Annotated in this window: 15 protein-coding genes; 3 read left to right on the top strand and 12 right to left on the bottom strand. The window is 64.2% G+C overall.

All coding sequences use genetic code 11. The annotated features are described in order from the left end of the window. Positions 1–73: 73 nt before the first annotated feature. The gene (locus tag QUG01_RS18855) at positions 74–868 is read right to left on the bottom strand and encodes an MOSC domain-containing protein (RefSeq protein WP_500831428.1); all 795 of its coding nucleotides are present in this window, start codon (positions 866–868) and stop codon (positions 74–76) included. Between the two features lie 403 nt (positions 869–1,271). Here QUG01_RS18855 and QUG01_RS18860 point away from each other — a divergent pair, with 403 nt between their 5' ends. Both QUG01_RS18860 and QUG01_RS18865 read left to right on the top strand, forming a co-directional pair. Further along, positions 1,272–3,149 (top strand): methyl-accepting chemotaxis protein, encoded by a 1,878-nt coding sequence (locus QUG01_RS18860; RefSeq protein WP_500831429.1) that lies wholly within the window; start codon positions 1,272–1,274, stop codon positions 3,147–3,149. Positions 3,150–3,299: 150 nt separating this feature from the next. Further along, positions 3,300–4,946 (top strand): methyl-accepting chemotaxis protein, encoded by a 1,647-nt coding sequence (locus QUG01_RS18865; RefSeq protein ID WP_500831430.1) that lies wholly within the window; start codon positions 3,300–3,302, stop codon positions 4,944–4,946. Positions 4,947–5,019: 73 nt separating this feature from the next. On the opposite strand, the gene lnt is transcribed toward QUG01_RS18865, so the two are convergent. The 11 genes from lnt to QUG01_RS18920 all read right to left on the bottom strand — a co-directional run bounded on the left by lnt (position 5,020) and on the right by QUG01_RS18920 (position 15,168). After that, positions 5,020–6,510 carry an apolipoprotein N-acyltransferase gene (gene lnt, locus QUG01_RS18870; protein WP_500831431.1) on the bottom strand — a complete coding sequence of 497 codons (1,491 nt, stop codon included), beginning with the start codon at positions 6,508–6,510 and terminating at the stop codon, positions 5,020–5,022. Positions 6,511–6,577: 67 nt separating this feature from the next. Then, a complete protein-coding gene (locus QUG01_RS18875; RefSeq protein WP_500831432.1) occupies positions 6,578–7,429 on the bottom strand; it encodes a CorC family transporter in 852 nt (283 codons plus the stop codon). A gap of 3 nt (positions 7,430–7,432) precedes the next feature. Continuing rightward, positions 7,433–7,939, bottom strand: coding sequence for an rRNA maturation RNase YbeY (ybeY, locus tag QUG01_RS18880; RefSeq protein ID WP_500831433.1), 507 nt, complete (start codon positions 7,937–7,939; stop codon positions 7,433–7,435). After that, entirely contained in the window at positions 7,926–8,885 is a 960-nt protein-coding gene (locus QUG01_RS18885; protein WP_500831434.1) for a PhoH family protein, read from the bottom strand. The genes ybeY and QUG01_RS18885 overlap by 14 nt, the downstream gene beginning before the upstream one ends. A gap of 11 nt (positions 8,886–8,896) precedes the next feature. Further along, positions 8,897–9,019: a hypothetical protein gene (locus tag QUG01_RS18890; RefSeq protein WP_500831435.1), complete on the bottom strand. Its 123-nt coding sequence runs from the start codon at positions 9,017–9,019 to the stop codon at positions 8,897–8,899. A 79-nt stretch (positions 9,020–9,098) separates the two neighbouring features. Next, positions 9,099–10,433, bottom strand: a complete 1,335-nt coding sequence (gene miaB / locus QUG01_RS18895) for a tRNA (N6-isopentenyl adenosine(37)-C2)-methylthiotransferase MiaB (RefSeq protein ID WP_500831436.1) — start codon at positions 10,431–10,433, stop codon at positions 9,099–9,101. 30 nt (positions 10,434–10,463) lie between these two features. Further along, complete coding sequence (locus tag QUG01_RS18900) at positions 10,464–10,844, bottom strand: hypothetical protein (protein ID WP_500831437.1); 381 nt, start codon at positions 10,842–10,844, stop codon at positions 10,464–10,466. Between the two features lie 71 nt (positions 10,845–10,915). After that, positions 10,916–12,118: a cation:proton antiporter domain-containing protein gene (locus QUG01_RS18905; RefSeq protein WP_500831438.1), complete on the bottom strand. Its 1,203-nt coding sequence runs from the start codon at positions 12,116–12,118 to the stop codon at positions 10,916–10,918. Between the two features lie 128 nt (positions 12,119–12,246). Continuing rightward, positions 12,247–12,948 carry a S4 domain-containing protein gene (locus QUG01_RS18910; protein ID WP_500831439.1) on the bottom strand — a complete coding sequence of 234 codons (702 nt, stop codon included), beginning with the start codon at positions 12,946–12,948 and terminating at the stop codon, positions 12,247–12,249. A gap of 62 nt (positions 12,949–13,010) precedes the next feature. Continuing rightward, entirely contained in the window at positions 13,011–13,952 is a 942-nt protein-coding gene (locus QUG01_RS18915) for a DMT family transporter (protein WP_500831440.1), read from the bottom strand. Continuing rightward, complete coding sequence (locus tag QUG01_RS18920; RefSeq protein WP_500831441.1) at positions 13,945–15,168, bottom strand: tetratricopeptide repeat protein; 1,224 nt, start codon at positions 15,166–15,168, stop codon at positions 13,945–13,947. The genes QUG01_RS18915 and QUG01_RS18920 overlap by 8 nt, the downstream gene beginning before the upstream one ends. Positions 15,169–15,329: 161 nt before the next feature. On the opposite strand from QUG01_RS18920, the gene QUG01_RS18925 reads away from it, so the two are divergent. Continuing rightward, a complete protein-coding gene (locus tag QUG01_RS18925) occupies positions 15,330–16,220 on the top strand; it encodes a LysR family transcriptional regulator (RefSeq protein WP_500831442.1) in 891 nt (296 codons plus the stop codon). The last annotated feature ends 36 nt before the right edge of the window (positions 16,221–16,256 follow it).

Raw genomic sequence — 16,256 nt, forward strand, 5'->3', positions numbered from 1 at the left:
TGCGGCGCGCGAAACGCCTCGATTCGGCGCAAAACGCATCCCGGCGCGACCGCTCTCCAAACGTCAACAGCCCCTAGAAGCTGTAACGCTCGCTGAGGATTTCGACGGGATCGCCTAAGGTCAGGATGCCCTCATTGCGGGCGCGCAGATTCACGCCGAAACAGACGCCCTCTTCCCGCCGCCGCGTGCGCACCAGCGTCTGCAGCGGTTCGCCGCCGGGATCCTTTTCACCGCTTTGCGGATCGACGGTGGTCAGCACGCAGCGCGTGCACGGCCCGGTGATTTCAAATTCGACTTCGCCGATGCGGATGCGCTGCCATTCGTCCTCGATCCACGGGTAGTCGCCATCGACGACCAGATTGGGCCGAAAATGACGCAGGCTGACGGGCTGTTGCAGCTCGCGGTTGAGCGCATCGAGCGAGGCTTGGTTGACCAACAGATAAGGGTGGCCGTCGGCAAAGCTCATCTTGTTCGAGTCCGGGTAGGGGCGCTGCGATTCGGCGCCCAGCCATAGCAAGCGGCAGTCGGCGCCGACGATGTCGGACAGCCAGGCATCGACGCGGACATCGCCGTGGCAGGCAGTGAAGCTGTCCTTCCATACCTGCGCGGGATGGGCTTGGGTGTAGACGGTGGCCATCGCGAAAATCGGCGATTTGTCGGGATAGTGCAGCAGGATGCCGCCCGGCAGCAGCTCGACTTTCAACCTGAGCAGGTGCGGATGGGTGCGGGCGGTGATCTGTTTCCCATCGGGGCTGGCGATCAGCCATTCGCGGTCATGCAGCAGGCCCAGTTTGCCGGCGTAGGCGCGGGTGGTGGCAATGCCGCGTGTCGATTTCAGCGGGTGGACAAACAGGGATGTCAATTGCATGGCGCGGCTCCATCGATTTGCTGCGATGCTATCAGCTCGTCAGGCGAATGGGTAGTTGCGGGCTGCAAGTGGTGAAAAATGGCTATGACAAAATCTTTAACCAAAACACATGGTTTGTTGCGGTAGGTTTGTAAGAGAACCATTGCATATATTTCACCGACAATTTACATTGGGGGCGCGGCAGATTGTAGGACGATTTCTTCGCGAGTGCCTGGCAGGCCGGCACGGCCACCAAATGGCGCCAAGTTGCGGGGAAAGATGATTGTGTTACGGTTTATCCGTTGAGGTTTGCGCGATTACGGGCTAAACCTGAGTAGGTAAAGACATGATAGATGGCGCCAGACACGGCGAAGTTCCAAGCTGTGATGGCTTCGCAAGCGATTGGGGATCTGGAGGAAGTGGTATGCGCTCTTTGCGAGTCAAGCTGATTGCTTTTATTGCCCTGCTGCTGGTGGTACTGGGCGTTGTGATCACGATCCTGGTTTACGGCCAGATGCGCAATGAAATCATCCAAGGCGTGGAGAATGAGCTGGATGGCACCTCAAAGGGCTATGCCGGCTTGGTGGCCAGCTGGTACAAGAGCAAGGTGGGCGTGGTGATCGCGGCCAATCCGCTGGTGGCGGATCAGGATCCCCGGCAAACGCTGGCGCGGCTGAGCCAGGCGGGCGGCTTCGACATGACCTATATCGGCACCGCGCAGCACGTGATGATACGTTCGGACATGAAGCCGCAGCCGCAGGGCTATGACCCGGTGGCGCGGCCGTGGTATCAGCAGGCGGCGGCCAGCGGCAATCCCGGCGTATCCGATCCCTATGTGGACTTCGACACCAAGAAACTGGTGGTCACTTTCGTCTCCCCGGTCAAAGACGGCAGCGGCTTGAAGGCGGTGGTGGGCGGCGACATCTTCATCGACGATCTGGTGAAGACCGTGCTGTCGGTGAAATTGCGCGGCAACGGCTACGCTTTCCTGGTCGACAAGACCGGCAAAGTGATTGCCCACCCGGACGGCAGCCTGACGCTGAAACCGCTGACCGAAAAAGTGCCGGAACTGACCGGCGATCGCTTGACCCAGTTGGCGGCGAGCAACGGCATGGTGCCGGTGCAGATCGGCGGTGAGAACAAGTTGGTGGAAGTCCAGCCGGTGGAAGGCACCAACTGGCTGCTGGGCGTGGTGACCGATGAGACCGTGGTGACCAATCCCTTGCGCACCTTGTTGTTGACCATCATCGGCCTGGGCGCGGTGTGCGTCGCCATCCTCGCGGTCGTGGCCAGCGTGATACTGAGCAAGATGCTGTCCGGTCTGGGCCGCCTGCGCGGCGCAATGCTGGAAATCTCCCAAGGCGAGGGCGATCTGACGCGCCGCATCCAGGTCAGCGGCCAGGACGAGATCGCCGAAACTGCCACCGCCTTCAACCGCTTCATCGATCAGTTGCAGAAGATGTTCCTGGCGTTGAAGGAAGAGGCCGAGCGCGTGACCAACGGCGTCGAAAGCGTTACCCACACGGTGGACAAGGTGGCGCACGACTCGCGGCAGATCGCCGATGTGTCCAGCTCCAACGCCGCCACGCTGGAGGAGATCACCGTCAGCATCTCGCATATCGCCGATGCGGCGCGCGAAGCGGACACGCTGGTCAATCATACCGGCGACGTCTCCAGCGATAGCGCCAGCGGCATGCTGCGCATCTCCAACGAAATGAACAGCACGGTGGATGCGGTCAAGGGCCTGTCCAGCATGCTGGCCTCTCTGGACCAGCGCTCTCAGCAAATCAGCGGCATCACCAATGTGATCAAGGACATCGCCGACCAGACCAATCTGCTGGCGCTGAACGCGGCGATCGAGGCTGCCCGCGCCGGCGAGATGGGCCGCGGCTTCGCCGTGGTGGCCGACGAAGTGCGCAAGCTGGCTGAGCGCACCGGCCAGGCGACGGTGGAAATCTCCGGCATGGTCAGCACCATACGCGAGGAAACCAGCCAGGCGGTGAACAATATGCAGCGCACCGTCAACTCGGTGGATGGCGGCGTGGAGCTGACGCAGAGCGCGGTGGAGCGCATCGAGCAGATCCAGCAGGCGATGCAGGAAGTCATGGCCAAGATGAACGAAATCACCTTGTCCACCAGCGAGCAGCACAAGGCCACCACCCTGATCGCGCAGAGTACCGAGCAGATCAACGGCCGCATCGTGGACAGCGACGACGCCTTGCAGACGGTGCGCGACACGCTGTCCAGCCTGACGCAGTCGGCCAACAATATGCGACAGCTGTTCTCCAGTTTCCACGTATGAGCCAGCGCCGCGACTGACGGCGGAAAGCCCGGATGATCCGGGCTTTTTTACACCAGGGGACGGTGCCGCGCGGGGGCGCGGCGTCCAGGCTGCGCGCAGCCTGGCTGTGGATAGAACAATAAGCGGCAGGTGGGTGGGAAGGAGCGGGCGATGGAAAAAGCGACGGGATTGAGCCTGAAGGTCCGTCTGCAGGGATTGATGCTGATTGCGGTGTTGGTGGTCTGTGTGCTGGGTGTGATCAGCGTGTTCAACCAGCGGCACAGCATGATGCAGGACCGGCAGGACAAGGTGCGCAATCTGGTGGAAAGCGCGGTTTCCCTGGTGAGCGCCTACGAGCAGCTGGTGGACAGCGGCAAGATCAGCGAGGCCGATGCCAAACGCACGGTGTCCAAAGTGCTGAGTGCTATGCATTACGACAAGTCAGACTATTTCTTTGCCTATGATGCCGACTGGACCTATGTCGCGCATGGCGCCAAGCCGGAATTGATCGGCAAGAATCTGGCGGGGGTGAAAGACCCGAATGGCATCGAGTTGAAGACGCTGTTCCAGAATGCGATCTCGTCGCCCGGCGGCGGCGGATTCGGCGAATATGTGTGGAGCAAGCCGGGCTTTTCTACGCCGCAGCCCAAGCTGTCCTATGTGACGACCACGCCGCGCTGGCATTGGATCGTCGGCTCCGGCATCTATCTGGATGACGTCGAGGCCGCGTTCCGGCATGAGCTATTGTGGCTGGGCGGCTTGATGCTGCTGGCGCTGCTGCTGTTGCTGAGTTTGGGCGGCATGATTCTGCGCAATGTGCTCGGGCAATTGGGCGGCGATCCGCAAGAAACGGTGGCGGTGGTCAAGCGCATCGCGGCCGGTCGCTTGTCGGAGCCGGTTGCGGTCCGCGCCGGCGACAGCAGCAGCCTGATGGCCGCGGTCAGCACCATGCAGCAGGAGTTGCAACGGCTGGTGCGCGACATCATGGACGGGGCCCATCAGTTGTCCCTGGTCAGCAAGGAAGTGACCAGCGAGGCCGAGGCCGTCGGGCGCGGATCCGAGCAGCAAAGCTCCGCCGCCACGTCGATGGCGGCGTCGATTGAACAGCTGACGGTCAGCGTCAACCACATTTCCGACCGTTCGCAGGACGCGCGCAATCTGGCCAAGGAATCCGGCACATTGTCCAAGAGCGGCGGCGCGGTGATCGCGGAGGCGGTGGACGAGATGCGCCGCATCAACGACGCGGTCGATCAGACTTCCGGCATCATCACCAGCCTGGCCGACAAAACCCAAACCATATCCAGCATCATGCAGGTGATCCGCGACATCGCCGATCAGACCAATCTGCTGGCCTTGAACGCGGCGATCGAGGCGGCGCGCGCCGGCGAGATGGGGCGCGGCTTCGCCGTGGTGGCCGACGAGGTGCGCAAGCTGTCCGAACGCACGGCGCAGGCGACGCAGGAAATCGCCGCCATGATCCAGGATGTGCAGCAGGGGGCCGAGCATTCCCGCCACAGCATGGAGGAGGCGGTGGCGCGGGTGAAGTCCGGCTTGGGCTTGGCGGAACAGGCCGGGGCGGAGATCGCGCGGATTCAGGACAGCGCCAACGGCGTGATCGATGTGGTGGGCGACATCGCCTTCGCGCTGCAGGAACAGAGCGTGGCTAGCCAGCATATCGCCGAGCATGTGGAAAAAATCGCCCAGAGCGCCACCAGCAACGCCGAGGCGTCGAATGCGGCTTCGCAAGCCATCCACAATATGTACCAATTGGCGGCCAATCTGCGGCAGCTGGTATCGCGCTTCAGCGTCGATAAGTGAGGCGGCGGGCGTGTCATGAAAAAGCGGCGGCGCGTTGAGGGATGCGCCGCCGCTTTATGTTTTCATGTCCCGCTCAATAGCGGCCGCGTCGGCGCCAACCGAGGGCGAGCGCCAGCAACAGCAAGGCGCCGCAGCCGGCTACCACCGGCAGATTGCCGGCCTGCATATACGGCGTCAGTCCTTGGCGGCTCTCGGCGAAGCCGGTCAGCACCTGGGTGGTGAACGGCGCGGCGATGGCGGAAATCTCGCCGTCCGGCCGGATGATGGCCGTCATGCCGTTATTGGTGGCGCGCAGCATATAACGGCCGGTTTCCAGCGAACGCGCCTGCGACAGCTGCAGATGCTGGCTCATGGCCTCGCTCTTGCCGAACCAGGCCAGGTTGCTGACATTGGCCAGCATGCCGGCCTTGGCGGCGGGGCCGATCAGCTCTTCGCCGAAACTGTCCTCATAGCAGACGTTGAACGCCACCTTGTGCCCGGCCAGTTCCAGCGGCGGCTGGTCGGCGCCGCCGCGGCTGAAGCCGGACAGCGGCATGTCCATATGCTGGTAGATCCAGCCGATCAAGCCCGGCAGCGGCACGAACTCGCCGAACGGCACCAGATGGTCCTTGGCGTAGTAGGGCATCTTCGGATCGCTCAGCGCGACCACGGCATTCAGATAACCGCGGCCGTCGTTGGTGCGGCGCGGCACGCCGCTGGCCAGCGCCATGCCGGAACGCTTGGCCTCGCCGCGCATCATGGTCAGATAGCCAGACGGCAGATCATCCAGGAACAAGGGCAGCGCGGTTTCCGGCAGGATCATCAGGTCGGCGCGGGTTTTCGCCACCTGGCGGTAGTAGGTCAGCAGCGATTGCTCAAGATTCTCCGGCGACCACTTCATCTCTTGCGCGATATTGCCCTGGGCCAGCGCCACGGTGATGGGCTTGCCGTCCGGCGTGGTCCACTCCCGGTCGCGCAGCCAGAAGCCGCTGCTCCATACCAGCGCGGCGGCCAGCAGGATGGCCAGCCGCTGGCGCATGCCGCCTCGCGCCAGCATGATCAGGCCGCCGGCCGACAGGGCCACCAGATAATTGACCAGATGGATGCCGCCGATCGGCGCATAGCCGGACAGCGGGCTTTCCGTGATCTGGGAGTAGCCGGCGGCGGCCCAGGGGAAGCCGGTCATCACCCAGCTGCGCAGCCATTCGCCGAGTTCCCAGGCTGCGGGAAAGGCGATCAGCCAGCGCACAGAGGGGCGCGAGTCGATGCGGCAGGCAATCCATGAGGCCAGACCGGGATACAGCCCCAGATAGGCCGGCAGCAGCAGCACCAGCGGCGCGGCAATCCAGGCCGGCAGGCCGGCCACGTCATGCAGGCTGTCGTAGATCCATTTGAAATTGCTGGCATAGGCGGAGACGCCCCAGACATAGCCTATCCAGAAGGCGCGGCGCGGTTCGCGCTGCAGCAGCTCGATCAGCGCGGCCAGGCATAGCGGCATCAGCCAGAACATCCGGTAGGGGGCGAAGGCGAACAGGGTCAGGGCGCCGGCTAGCGCGGCGGCCAGCAGCAGGAACAGGATTCTCATCGGCTAGCGTATCGTGTGCAGTAGTGGGGAGGCGGCTGGCCGAGGCCAGCCGCTTTCAGCATAGGCCTTATTCCGGCACGCTGACAGAGGCCTGGATGCGCTCCACCAGCAGCGTGTCCAGGCGGCGGCTGTCGGCGCGCAGCACGGTGAAGCGCAGGCCGGCGGCCTCGATCTTCTCGCCGCGCTTGGGCAGGTGGCCGGTCAGCGAGATGACCAGGCCGCCGACGGTGTCGACGTCGTCATCGGAATATTCGGTGCCGAAGTAATGGTTGAAGTCTTCGATCTCGGTCAGCGCCTTGACGCGGTAGCGCTCGTTGCCGCGCACCGGGACGATGTCGTCCTCCTCGTCGTCGATATCGTATTCGTCTTCGATGTCGCCGACGATCTGTTCGATCACGTCTTCGATGGTGACCAGGCCGCAGACGCCGCCGTATTCGTCCACCACCACCGCCATGTGGTTGTGGGTGGCGCGAAAGTCGCGCAGCAGTACGTTCAGCGGCTTGGATTCCGGCACGAACACCGCTGGGCGCAGCACATTCTTCAGATTGAAGGTGGCGGGCGCATGGAAGTAACGCAGCAATTCCTTGGCCAGCAGGATGCCTTGCACATCATCCTTGCTCTCGCCTATCACCGGGAAGCGCGAATGGCCGCTGTCGATCACAGTCGGCAGGAAGCGCGAGATCGGATCGTCGATGTTGAGCACGTGCATCTGGCTGCGCGGGATCATCACGTCCCGGACAGTCAGTTCGCTGACTTCGAGCACCCCCTCGATCATGCCGAGGGCTTCGGCATCCAGGAGATTGCGTTCGAAAGCGTTGTGCAGCAGCTCGATCAGATCCTCGCGGTCCTCCGGCTCGCGCATGAGCATGGTGGACAGGCGTTCAAGCCAACTGGGCCGCGGTTTACTGGGGTCTTCCATTTCTTAGAGGTGCTCCTCGTGGTAGGGATCGGGATATCCTAGCTGTTTAACGATGACGGTTTCAAGCGCTTCCATCACTTCGGCCTCGTCATCCGCCTCGTGATCGAAGCCTTGCAGGTGCAGCATGCCGTGGACCAAGAGGTGGGCGTAGTGCGCCATCAGGTCCTTGTTCTGCTCGGCGGCTTCTTTTTCGACGACCGGCGCGCACAGCACCAGATCGCCGAACAAGGGCAGGCCTGCCACAGGTTCGCCCTCGTTCAGCGCGAAGGACAGGACGTTGGTCGCATAATCCTTGCCGCGGTAATCGTTGTTGAGCTGACGGCCTTCAGCGGCATCGACGATGACGATGCTGACTTGGGCCTGTTTGACCTCGCGCCGCAGCGCGGCCTGGCAGGCGCGGCGGATCAGCGCCGGCGCGGGCAGCTGGACGGCGTCGCTGCGCACGTCCAGGGTCAGCTCCAGCCGCGCCGCCAGGCGGGCCGGCAGCGGGTTGCGTTTAGCTTTTTTCATCTTGCTTGCTTTGGTATTGATCGTAGGCATCGACGATTTTCTGCACCAGGGGATGGCGCACTACGTCGTGGCTGGTGAAATGATGGAAATGGATGCCGCGCACCTGGCCGAGGATGCGCTCCACTTCGACCAGACCGCTTTTTTGATGGCGCGCCAGGTCGATCTGGGTCACGTCGCCGGTGATCACCGCCTTGGAGCCGAAGCCGATCCGGGTCAGGAACATCTTCATCTGCTCCGGCGTGGTGTTCTGTGCCTCGTCCAGGATGATGAAGGCGTGGTTCAGCGTGCGGCCGCGCATATAGGCCAGCGGCGCGATCTCGATCAGATTTTTCTCAAACAGCCGGGTGACGCGGTCGAAACCCATCAGGTCGTACAGCGCGTCGTATAGCGGACGCAGATATGGGTCCACTTTCTGCGCCAGATCGCCGGGCAGGAAGCCCAGCTTTTCGCCGGCCTCCACCGCCGGGCGCACCAGCACGATGCGCTTGACCGCGTCGCGCTCCATCGCGTCCACCGCGCAGGCGACGGCCAGATAGGTCTTGCCGGTGCCGGCCGGGCCGATGCCGAAGGTGACGTCATGTTGCTGAATGGCCTTGATGTAGCGCGCCTGGTTTGGCGTGCGGCCGCGCAGGTCGCCGCGGCGCGTCGCCAGCACCGGCGACTCCTCCTGCTCGGCGCTGGATGGCGTCTGGCGCAGTTCCACCAGCGACAGCTGCACGTCGTCGATGGAGATGTCCTGCTTGTCCGCTTGGAGGTAGAGCCGGGTCAGCGCCTCCACCGCCAGCTTGGCGGCCGGACCCTGCACGCGGAAGGCTTCGCCGCGGCGCTGGATGACCACATCCAGTCCGGTTTCGATCTGTTTCAGGTTTTCGTCCAGCGGGCCGGAAAGGCGGGCCAGCCTGTCGTTGTCCACCGGGTTGAAGCTCAGGGATTCGCTCGTGCTCATGCGTTGTGCAATTATTGGCTTAACTGTTCAAAAACGGCGGCGTGGCTGTCGTCAAGCAGGATGTTGTCCAGGTCCAGCAACAGGGCATCCACGTCGGATAGCGGCGTGGTATAGGTCAGCGAGGCGATGAACATGCTTCATCCTCCGTGCGGGAAACCGGCCCAGCATACGCCACGCAATCTGCATTGCCTAGCAAGCCGAGCCGGCGCGCGGTCAGACGCTTTCGCTGGTCACCACCTCGCCGGCCAGCGAATGCGGGAAGGCGGCGGTGATCTTGACGTCTATCATCTGGCCCAACAGGCGCGGGTGGCCGGCGAAGTTGACGACGCGGTTGTTCGCGGTGCGCGCCGCCAGCATGGCGGCATCCCGCTTCGACACATTTTCCACCAGCACGCGCTGCACGGTGCCGACCATGGACTGGTTGATGGCGAAGCCCTTGGCCTCGATGACCTCGTTCAGCGCTTCCAAGCGACGCACCTTCTCGGCATGCGGCGTGTCGTCCGGCAGATTGGCCGCCGGCGTGCCGGGACGCGGGCTGTAGATGAAGACGAAGCTGAAGTCGAACTCGCAGTCGCGCACCAGTTTCAACGTCTGTTCGAAGTCGGCTTCGGTTTCGCCGGGGAAGCCGACGATGAAGTCCGAGCTCAGGCACAGGTCCGGCCGGATGGCGCGCAGCTTGCGGATGATGGACTTGTATTCCAGGCCGGTGTAGCCGCGCTTCATCGCCATCAGCACGCGGTCGGAGCCGCTCTGCACCGGCAGGTGCAGGTGGGAGACCAGCTTGGGCAGCTTGGCGTAGCAGTCGATGATGCGTTGGGAGAACTCGCGCGGGTGGCTGGTGGTGAAGCGGATGCGCTCCACGCCCGGCACTTCGTGCACGTATTCCAAGAGCAGGGCGAAGTCGGCGATCTCGCCGTCGCTCATCATGCCGCGATAGGCGTTGACGTTCTGGCCCAGGAGGGTGATTTCCTTGACGCCCTGCGCGGCCAGGCCGGCGATCTCGGTCAGCACATCCTCGAACGGGCGCGACACTTCCTCGCCGCGGGTGTAGGGCACCACGCAGAACGAGCAGTATTTGGAACAGCCTTCCATGATGGAGACGAAGGCCGCGCCGCCGTCCACCTTGGCAGGCGGGATGTGGTCGAACTTTTCGATCTCAGGGAAGGAGATGTCCACCTGCGAGCGGCCGCTTTGCTGGCGGCTGTGGATCAAATCCGGCAGCCGGTGCAGCGTTTGCGGGCCGAACACCACGTCCACATACGGCGCGCGCTTGACGATGGCTTCGCCTTCCTGGCTGGCCACGCAGCCGCCCACGCCGATGATCAGATTGGGGTTGGCTTCCTTCAGCGGGCGGATGCGGCCGAGGTCGGAGAATACCTTTTCCTGCGCCTTTTCGCGCACGCTACAGGTGTTGAACAGGATGACGTCGGCTTCTTCCGGATTGTCCGTCTTGACCATGCCTTCGGCGCTGCCCAGCACGTCCGCCATCTTGTCGGAATCGTACTCGTTCATCTGGCAGCCGAAGGTCTTGATGTATACCTTCTTCATTGCTACTCGGGTTTCCAGCTGTATTCGGTTTCAGGGAGGGGTCTGGGTCTGGCGCTGTTTCAGCGCCTCGATTTCGTCATCGCCCAGCACCCAGATGCGGTTGATATTGCCTTGCTGATCGAAGGTCACACCGACGGTGCGGCCGTTCAGATTGTTCAAATGCCCGCTCAGCAGGAAGCGGTTGTGGTCATCGAGAATGCGCACGCCAGGCGTCAGCGCGAAATGGCTGGACTCCGCTGCGATCAGCGCGCCCAGACGCTGCAGCAGCGTGCGGTCGTGGCGGACGAAATCGATGCCGGCTTCGTCCATCGCGCCCAGCGTGCCGACCACCAGGTTGTCGGGCAGCAGGCGGCCGGCCGAAACCGGCAGGATCAGGCATAGCAGGCAGAAGGCGGCGATGAGTTTTTTCATAGCAAATTGAACATGTTGCGCGCGATTCTACCATAGCCGGCGGCTACGCCGTTCAATTGTTTTTTGAGCGTTTAGGCTTTGGCCGTCGATCTGGCGGCATAGCGCTCCGCCAGCGCGAACATCATCGGGTTGAGCAGGATGGAAACGATGGCGCCGGCCAGAATCAGCGCCTGGCCGCGCGCGCTGAGCAAGCCCAGCGAGATGCCCAGGCCGGCCAGGATGAACGAGAATTCGCCGATTTGCGACAGGCTGGCGGCGATGCGCAGGCTGGTGTGGCGGCTGCGGCGGAACAGCCGCACGATGCCGTAGGCCATCGCCGACTTGCCGATGACGATGATGAAAACCGTGGCCAACAATACCGCGGTATCTTTCAGCAGCACCTCCGGGTCCAGCAGCATGCCGACAGAGACGAAGAACAGCACGGCGAAGGCTTCGCGCAGCGGCAGCGACTCCTCGGCGGCGCGATGGCTGAACGGCGACTCGGCCAGCACCATGCCGGCGAAGAAGGCGCCCAGCGCGAAGGAGATCTGGAACAGCTGGGTGGCGCCGTAAGCCACGCCCAGGGCTGTGGCCAGCACCCCGAGACGGAACAGCTCGCGGTTGCCGGTGCGGACGATCTGCTCCAGCATCCACGGAATGAAGCGGCGCCCCACCAGCAGCATCAGCGCGACGAAAGCCGCCACCTTGGCCATGGTGATGGCCAGCGTCCAACCGAGCTGCGACCAGGACAGCGCGATCTGGCCGCCGTTCAGCATGCCGGCGAAGGCCGGCAGCAGCACCAGGGTGATCACCATCACCAAGTCTTCCACCACCAGCCAGCCGACGGCGATCTTGCCATCCTCGCTTTCCAGCCAGCCGTTTTCCTCCAGCGAGCGCAGCAGGACCACGGTGCTGGCCACGGACAGCGCCAAGCCGAATACCAGGCCTTCGCCCGGCGACCAGCCCAGGAAGTGCGACAGCCCCATGCCCAGCAGCGTGGCAAAGGCGATTTGCGCCAGCGCGCCGGGCACGGCGATGGCCTTCACCGCCAGCAGGTCCTTGATCGAGAAATGCTGGCCTACGCCGAACATCAGCAGAATGACCCCCAGTTCCGCCAGTTCCGGGGCCAGCACGGTATCGGCCTGGAAGCCGGGCGTGAACGGGCCGACCAGAATGCCGGCCGTGAGATATCCCACCAGCGGCGGCAGACGCAGGCGTAAGGCCAAGGCGCCAAGCGCGAAGGCAAACACCAGGCCGCCGACGATGGTGGTGATCAGGGGGGTGTCGTGATGCATGGGCAAAGTTCCGCGTGAAAGACTGAATAATATAAAGACGGTATATCGGAAGGCTAGTTCCGATAAATTTGCTTATATTAATCCGGCGTCATGCGGGCAGGCGCGGCCGCATCGGAGCGGCTTGCGAACTAAAAGCGCTCGAAGGGCTGCAGATAGCGCCATTCTCCCGGCTGCAGGCCGGACAAGGCGAGGCGGCCGATGCGGATGCAGCGCGCGCCTTGCAGGCGGACACCGAGCTGGCGGCTGATTTCATCGAAGAAGCCGGCGCGCGGCGAGTAGACGACGCAGCGCAGTTGATGGTCGCTTTGACGGCTGATCTTGCATTGCCGCAAGGGTTTGCCATCCAGTTTGATGGCGGCGACGCGCGCTTTCAACTCCTCCGCGGCGGGGGCGCGCTCCACTTGCAGCAGGAACTCCATTTCGCACTCGGCCAGGCGGCGCGGCAGCTTCTTGTCCTGGGTCAGCACGACCAGGCCGTGGCACAGCTCATCGACGGCGCCGATGCTTATCAGATGCTGGCGGTGGCGCGCCAGCCAGATTTGCTCGGAGACATCTTGCGGCGAGCGGCTGTCCGGCCCCACTCGCTGCGCCGGCGGCTCGATGTCGCCGGCAGGGCGGTTGAGCAGCAGGGTGACCGGCAGCGTCGCCAGCGCTTGCGGCTTGCCGGCCAGCGTGATCTGCTGTTCCGGCAGCACGCGCGCGCCCAGCGTGGTGACGACGGCGCCGTCCACCTTGACCAACCCTTGCTCGATGCAGGCGTCGGCCTCGCGCCGCGAGCATAGTCCCAGTTCCACCATGCGCTTGGACAGGCGCACCTTCATATCGTCCATGGTTTGCATCCTCGTCAAACGGACGGCGATTATCCGCCCGCGACGGCGGGCTGACAAACGTCTTAGCTTGGGCGCGACGGCAGCGGCTGAGCCGGTTTGCGCCAAGCAGGCCCGATGGCGAGATTGCACAGCATGATGCCGGCGATGGCCAGCGCGCCGCCGGCCGCCATGGCGGGCGTCAAACGCTCGCCCAGCAGCGCCGCGCCCAGTAGCACCGCGGTCAGCGGATTGAGGGCGATGAAGGCGCCGGAGCGGGTGGGTCCTATCTGCTTGATGCCGTCGTAGTACCAGATATAGGCCAGCGCGGAACCGAGCGCGCCCAGATACAGCAGCCCGGCCCACTGCGCCGGCGTCAGCCGGACGATGGCGGCCACATCGGCGGCGCCCTGCGCCCAAGTGACCGCCCACAGCATGGCGGTGCCGAGCAGGATGGACCAGGTGACGGTCTGCAATGGTCCCAGGCTGCGCGACAGGCCGCGCGAGCCGACGCTGTACACCACCCAACTGGCCACGCAGCCCAGGATCAGCAGATCGCCGGCCCAGCCACCGGCCAGCGCGTTGCCGTTCTTGCCGACGATGACCAGCCCGGCGCCGGCCAGGCATAGCGCCACGCCAGAGAGCTTGACCGGCGGCAGCGCTTCTTTCAGCAGGATGAAAGAAGCCAGCGCGATCATCGCCGGATTCAGCGCGACGATCAGCGAGGCGCGGGCGGCGCTGACGTGCTGCAGGCCGTAGAAGAAGCATAGGTTGTAGCCGAAGATGCCGAAGAAGCCCAACAGCAGCAGCCGCAGCGCCTGGCGGCGGCTGGGGCGGACCAGCGGCGTGCGCGTGGCGGCCAGGAAGGCCAGCAGCGTCAGGCTGGCGATGCCGAAACGCAGGCTGGCGGCCAACAGCGGCGGCACGCTGCCGGCCAGCAGGCGGCCGGCGATGAAGGTGCCGCCCCAGATCACCGAGACCAGGGCCAGTTGCAGATACAGGCGGGGCGAGGCGCGGTGGTCAGGCATGGAGGGCGGCATCCGTGGCGCGGGCGGCGGCGCGGCGTTGTTCGCAGGCCTGCTGGGTCAGCGGCAGCAGCTCGCGCTGGGCGCGGCTGCCGCCCAGCACGTCCCAGCGGGATTGCTGATCGCGCAGCCGCCGTTGACAGTCGTCGTAGCGGCCATGAGCGAAGTCCAGGATGGCCTGCAGAATGGCGATGCCAGTCTGATGGGTGGCCGCGTCCAGGCCGAAACCGTCGCTCTCGGCGATCAGCTTTTCGATCAGGAACGGTTGCTCGCTGGCGGCGAAGGCCAGCGCCGCGTGCAGACGGTGGAAGTAGGACATCGACGAGCCGATGCTGCCGCTCCACAGGCCTGCCAACTTGCGCCATTCGCTGTCGAAACGGCGGTCCTCCGGGTGGCGCAGCCGGTAGCGCCACAGGAAGGCGACGGCGTCCAGGTCCTGTTTGGCGAACAGGCTGTCCTTCAGCGCGTACATCTCATGAAAGGTTTCGACCGAGCGTTCGGCCTGCTCGCTTTTTTCGTAGGCGATGGCCAGATGCCAGTAGACGTGCATGCGCATGCCGGCATTGTCTATCCACTGCGGGCGGCATTGTTCCAGGAAGATGCACAGTTCCTGCCAGCATTCGCGCTCATGCAGGGCGTGGGCCACCGCGTGGATGCCGTAGATGTTGTCAGGACAGTGGCGCAGCGATTCCAGCCCCAGCTTCAGCGCCGGCTGCGGCTGGCCGGCCTCGACATGGACGAAGGCCTTGATGCCCAGGTAATACGAATACAGCGGGTGGTTGGCGTCGATATGCTCATCGAACAGCGCCAGGTCGGACATCAGCTCCGGCGTCTGGCTGGTGCAGAAGTCGAACATATGGGCGCAGAACAGCGCGACCACGTCGGTGGGGTATTGCCGCAGATGCTGGCGGAAGTGCCGCCGCGCCGCGGTGTAGTCAAAGCGGACCCAGGCCTGGAAAGCCGCCACCAGCTGCCGCAGCTCGGGACGCCGGGTTTCGTCTTTGTCCAGTTGCTGCAGACAGAGGGTGAACTTGTACAGATCCTTCAGCTCGCAGGAAGTGACAGCGTCGAAACCGACCAGAATCTGGCGGTAGACGGCCTGGCCGCGGTCTTGCGGCTGCAGGCTGTCCGGGATGCCCCGCAGCGACAGGAAGTGGCCGTTGATCTCGGGCCACAGCGTCGAAACGCCGTCGGTGGCGGCGAAAGAGGATGCATTCATGGTGTCCGGCTCCGTGACGGGCATGACGGCATGGCCGTGTCCGGGCGGGCTGGGCCGCCGGCATGCTGGTAGTGGTGATTGTTCTGCTTGTAATTGCATATTTTTATGCCGAATGCGAGTCATGGTAAAATGAGCTTTTACTCATGACTTGGGGCGCAACCATGACGCTGACCCAGCTGCAGATCTTCTCGCTGGTGGCGGAGCTGCAGGGTTTCACCGCCGCTGCGGCGCGGCTGCGCATCTCGCAATCGGCGGTGTCGCACGCCATTCGCCAACTGGAGCGCGAGCTCGATGTCGAGTTGTTGCAGCGCCGGCAGGGCCGGGTGGAGTTGAGCGACATCGGCCGCCAGCTGTTGCCGCGGATGCGCGGCATGCTGGGCCTGGCGGAGACGGTGCGGCAGGAAGCCGCCGACGCGCGCGGCATGCGCCAGGGCACGCTGCGCATCGGCTCGTTTGGCCCCACCTCGTCGATGCGGCTGCTGCCGGCCATTCTGGCCCGCTATCGCGCGCAGTATCCCGGCATCGAGATTCATATCGACGAGGGGCCGGACCGCCTGGTGCTGCAGTGGCTGCAGGACCGGCGGATCGACGTCGGCTTCGTGGTGCTGCCGGAGCCGCGCTTCGATACCTGCGCGCTGCTGGAGGACCAGATGGTGGCGGTGCTGCCGGCTCATCACGCCTTGGCTGGCAAGCCTGCGCTGACGCTGGCCGAGCTTTGCGGCGATCCCTTCGTGTTGACCGAGGCCGGCTCCGCAGAGCTGGTCAGCCATCTGTTCCAGGCGGCGCGGCTGCGGCCGAATATCCGCTACCGCTGCGCCCAACTGCTGAGCACGCTGGAAATCGTCGCCAGCGGCGAGGCGGTGACGCTGGTGGCCGAAATGGCGCTGCCAAAGGTGCCGTATCCGGCCGGCTATGTCAGCCGGCCCTTGTCGCCGCCGGTGAAGCGCCGCGTCGGGCTGGCGGTGTTGAGCGAGAGCGAAGCCACGCCGGCGGCGCGCGCCTTCCTGCATCTGGCGGCGCGTTTGCAGCGCGAGGGGCGGTTGGGCGTGTGACATTGCGCCTGCGCCGGCAGGGCCGACACAGCAAGC

Source organism: Chromobacterium sp. CCUG 76385 (assembly GCF_059916625.1).

What these genes read in the sequence shown, in the direction of transcription:
- QUG01_RS18855 (WP_500831428.1), bottom strand. Translation starts at nt 868, where the DNA reads ATGCAATTGACATCCCTGTTTGTCCACCCGCTGAAATCGACACGCGGC.
- QUG01_RS18860 (WP_500831429.1), top strand. Translation starts at nt 1,272, where the DNA reads ATGCGCTCTTTGCGAGTCAAGCTGATTGCTTTTATTGCCCTGCTGCTG.
- QUG01_RS18865 (WP_500831430.1), top strand. Translation starts at nt 3,300, where the DNA reads ATGGAAAAAGCGACGGGATTGAGCCTGAAGGTCCGTCTGCAGGGATTG.
- lnt (WP_500831431.1), bottom strand. Translation starts at nt 6,510, where the DNA reads ATGAGAATCCTGTTCCTGCTGCTGGCCGCCGCGCTAGCCGGCGCCCTG.
- QUG01_RS18875 (WP_500831432.1), bottom strand. Translation starts at nt 7,429, where the DNA reads ATGGAAGACCCCAGTAAACCGCGGCCCAGTTGGCTTGAACGCCTGTCC.
- ybeY (WP_500831433.1), bottom strand. Translation starts at nt 7,939, where the DNA reads ATGAAAAAAGCTAAACGCAACCCGCTGCCGGCCCGCCTGGCGGCGCGG.
- QUG01_RS18885 (WP_500831434.1), bottom strand. Translation starts at nt 8,885, where the DNA reads ATGAGCACGAGCGAATCCCTGAGCTTCAACCCGGTGGACAACGACAGG.
- QUG01_RS18890 (WP_500831435.1), bottom strand. Translation starts at nt 9,019, where the DNA reads ATGTTCATCGCCTCGCTGACCTATACCACGCCGCTATCCGACGTGGAT.
- miaB (WP_500831436.1), bottom strand. Translation starts at nt 10,433, where the DNA reads ATGAAGAAGGTATACATCAAGACCTTCGGCTGCCAGATGAACGAGTAC.
- QUG01_RS18900 (WP_500831437.1), bottom strand. Translation starts at nt 10,844, where the DNA reads ATGAAAAAACTCATCGCCGCCTTCTGCCTGCTATGCCTGATCCTGCCG.
- QUG01_RS18905 (WP_500831438.1), bottom strand. Translation starts at nt 12,118, where the DNA reads ATGCATCACGACACCCCCCTGATCACCACCATCGTCGGCGGCCTGGTG.
- QUG01_RS18910 (WP_500831439.1), bottom strand. Translation starts at nt 12,948, where the DNA reads ATGGACGATATGAAGGTGCGCCTGTCCAAGCGCATGGTGGAACTGGGA.
- QUG01_RS18915 (WP_500831440.1), bottom strand. Translation starts at nt 13,952, where the DNA reads ATGCCTGACCACCGCGCCTCGCCCCGCCTGTATCTGCAACTGGCCCTG.
- QUG01_RS18920 (WP_500831441.1), bottom strand. Translation starts at nt 15,168, where the DNA reads ATGAATGCATCCTCTTTCGCCGCCACCGACGGCGTTTCGACGCTGTGG.
- QUG01_RS18925 (WP_500831442.1), top strand. Translation starts at nt 15,330, where the DNA reads ATGACGCTGACCCAGCTGCAGATCTTCTCGCTGGTGGCGGAGCTGCAG.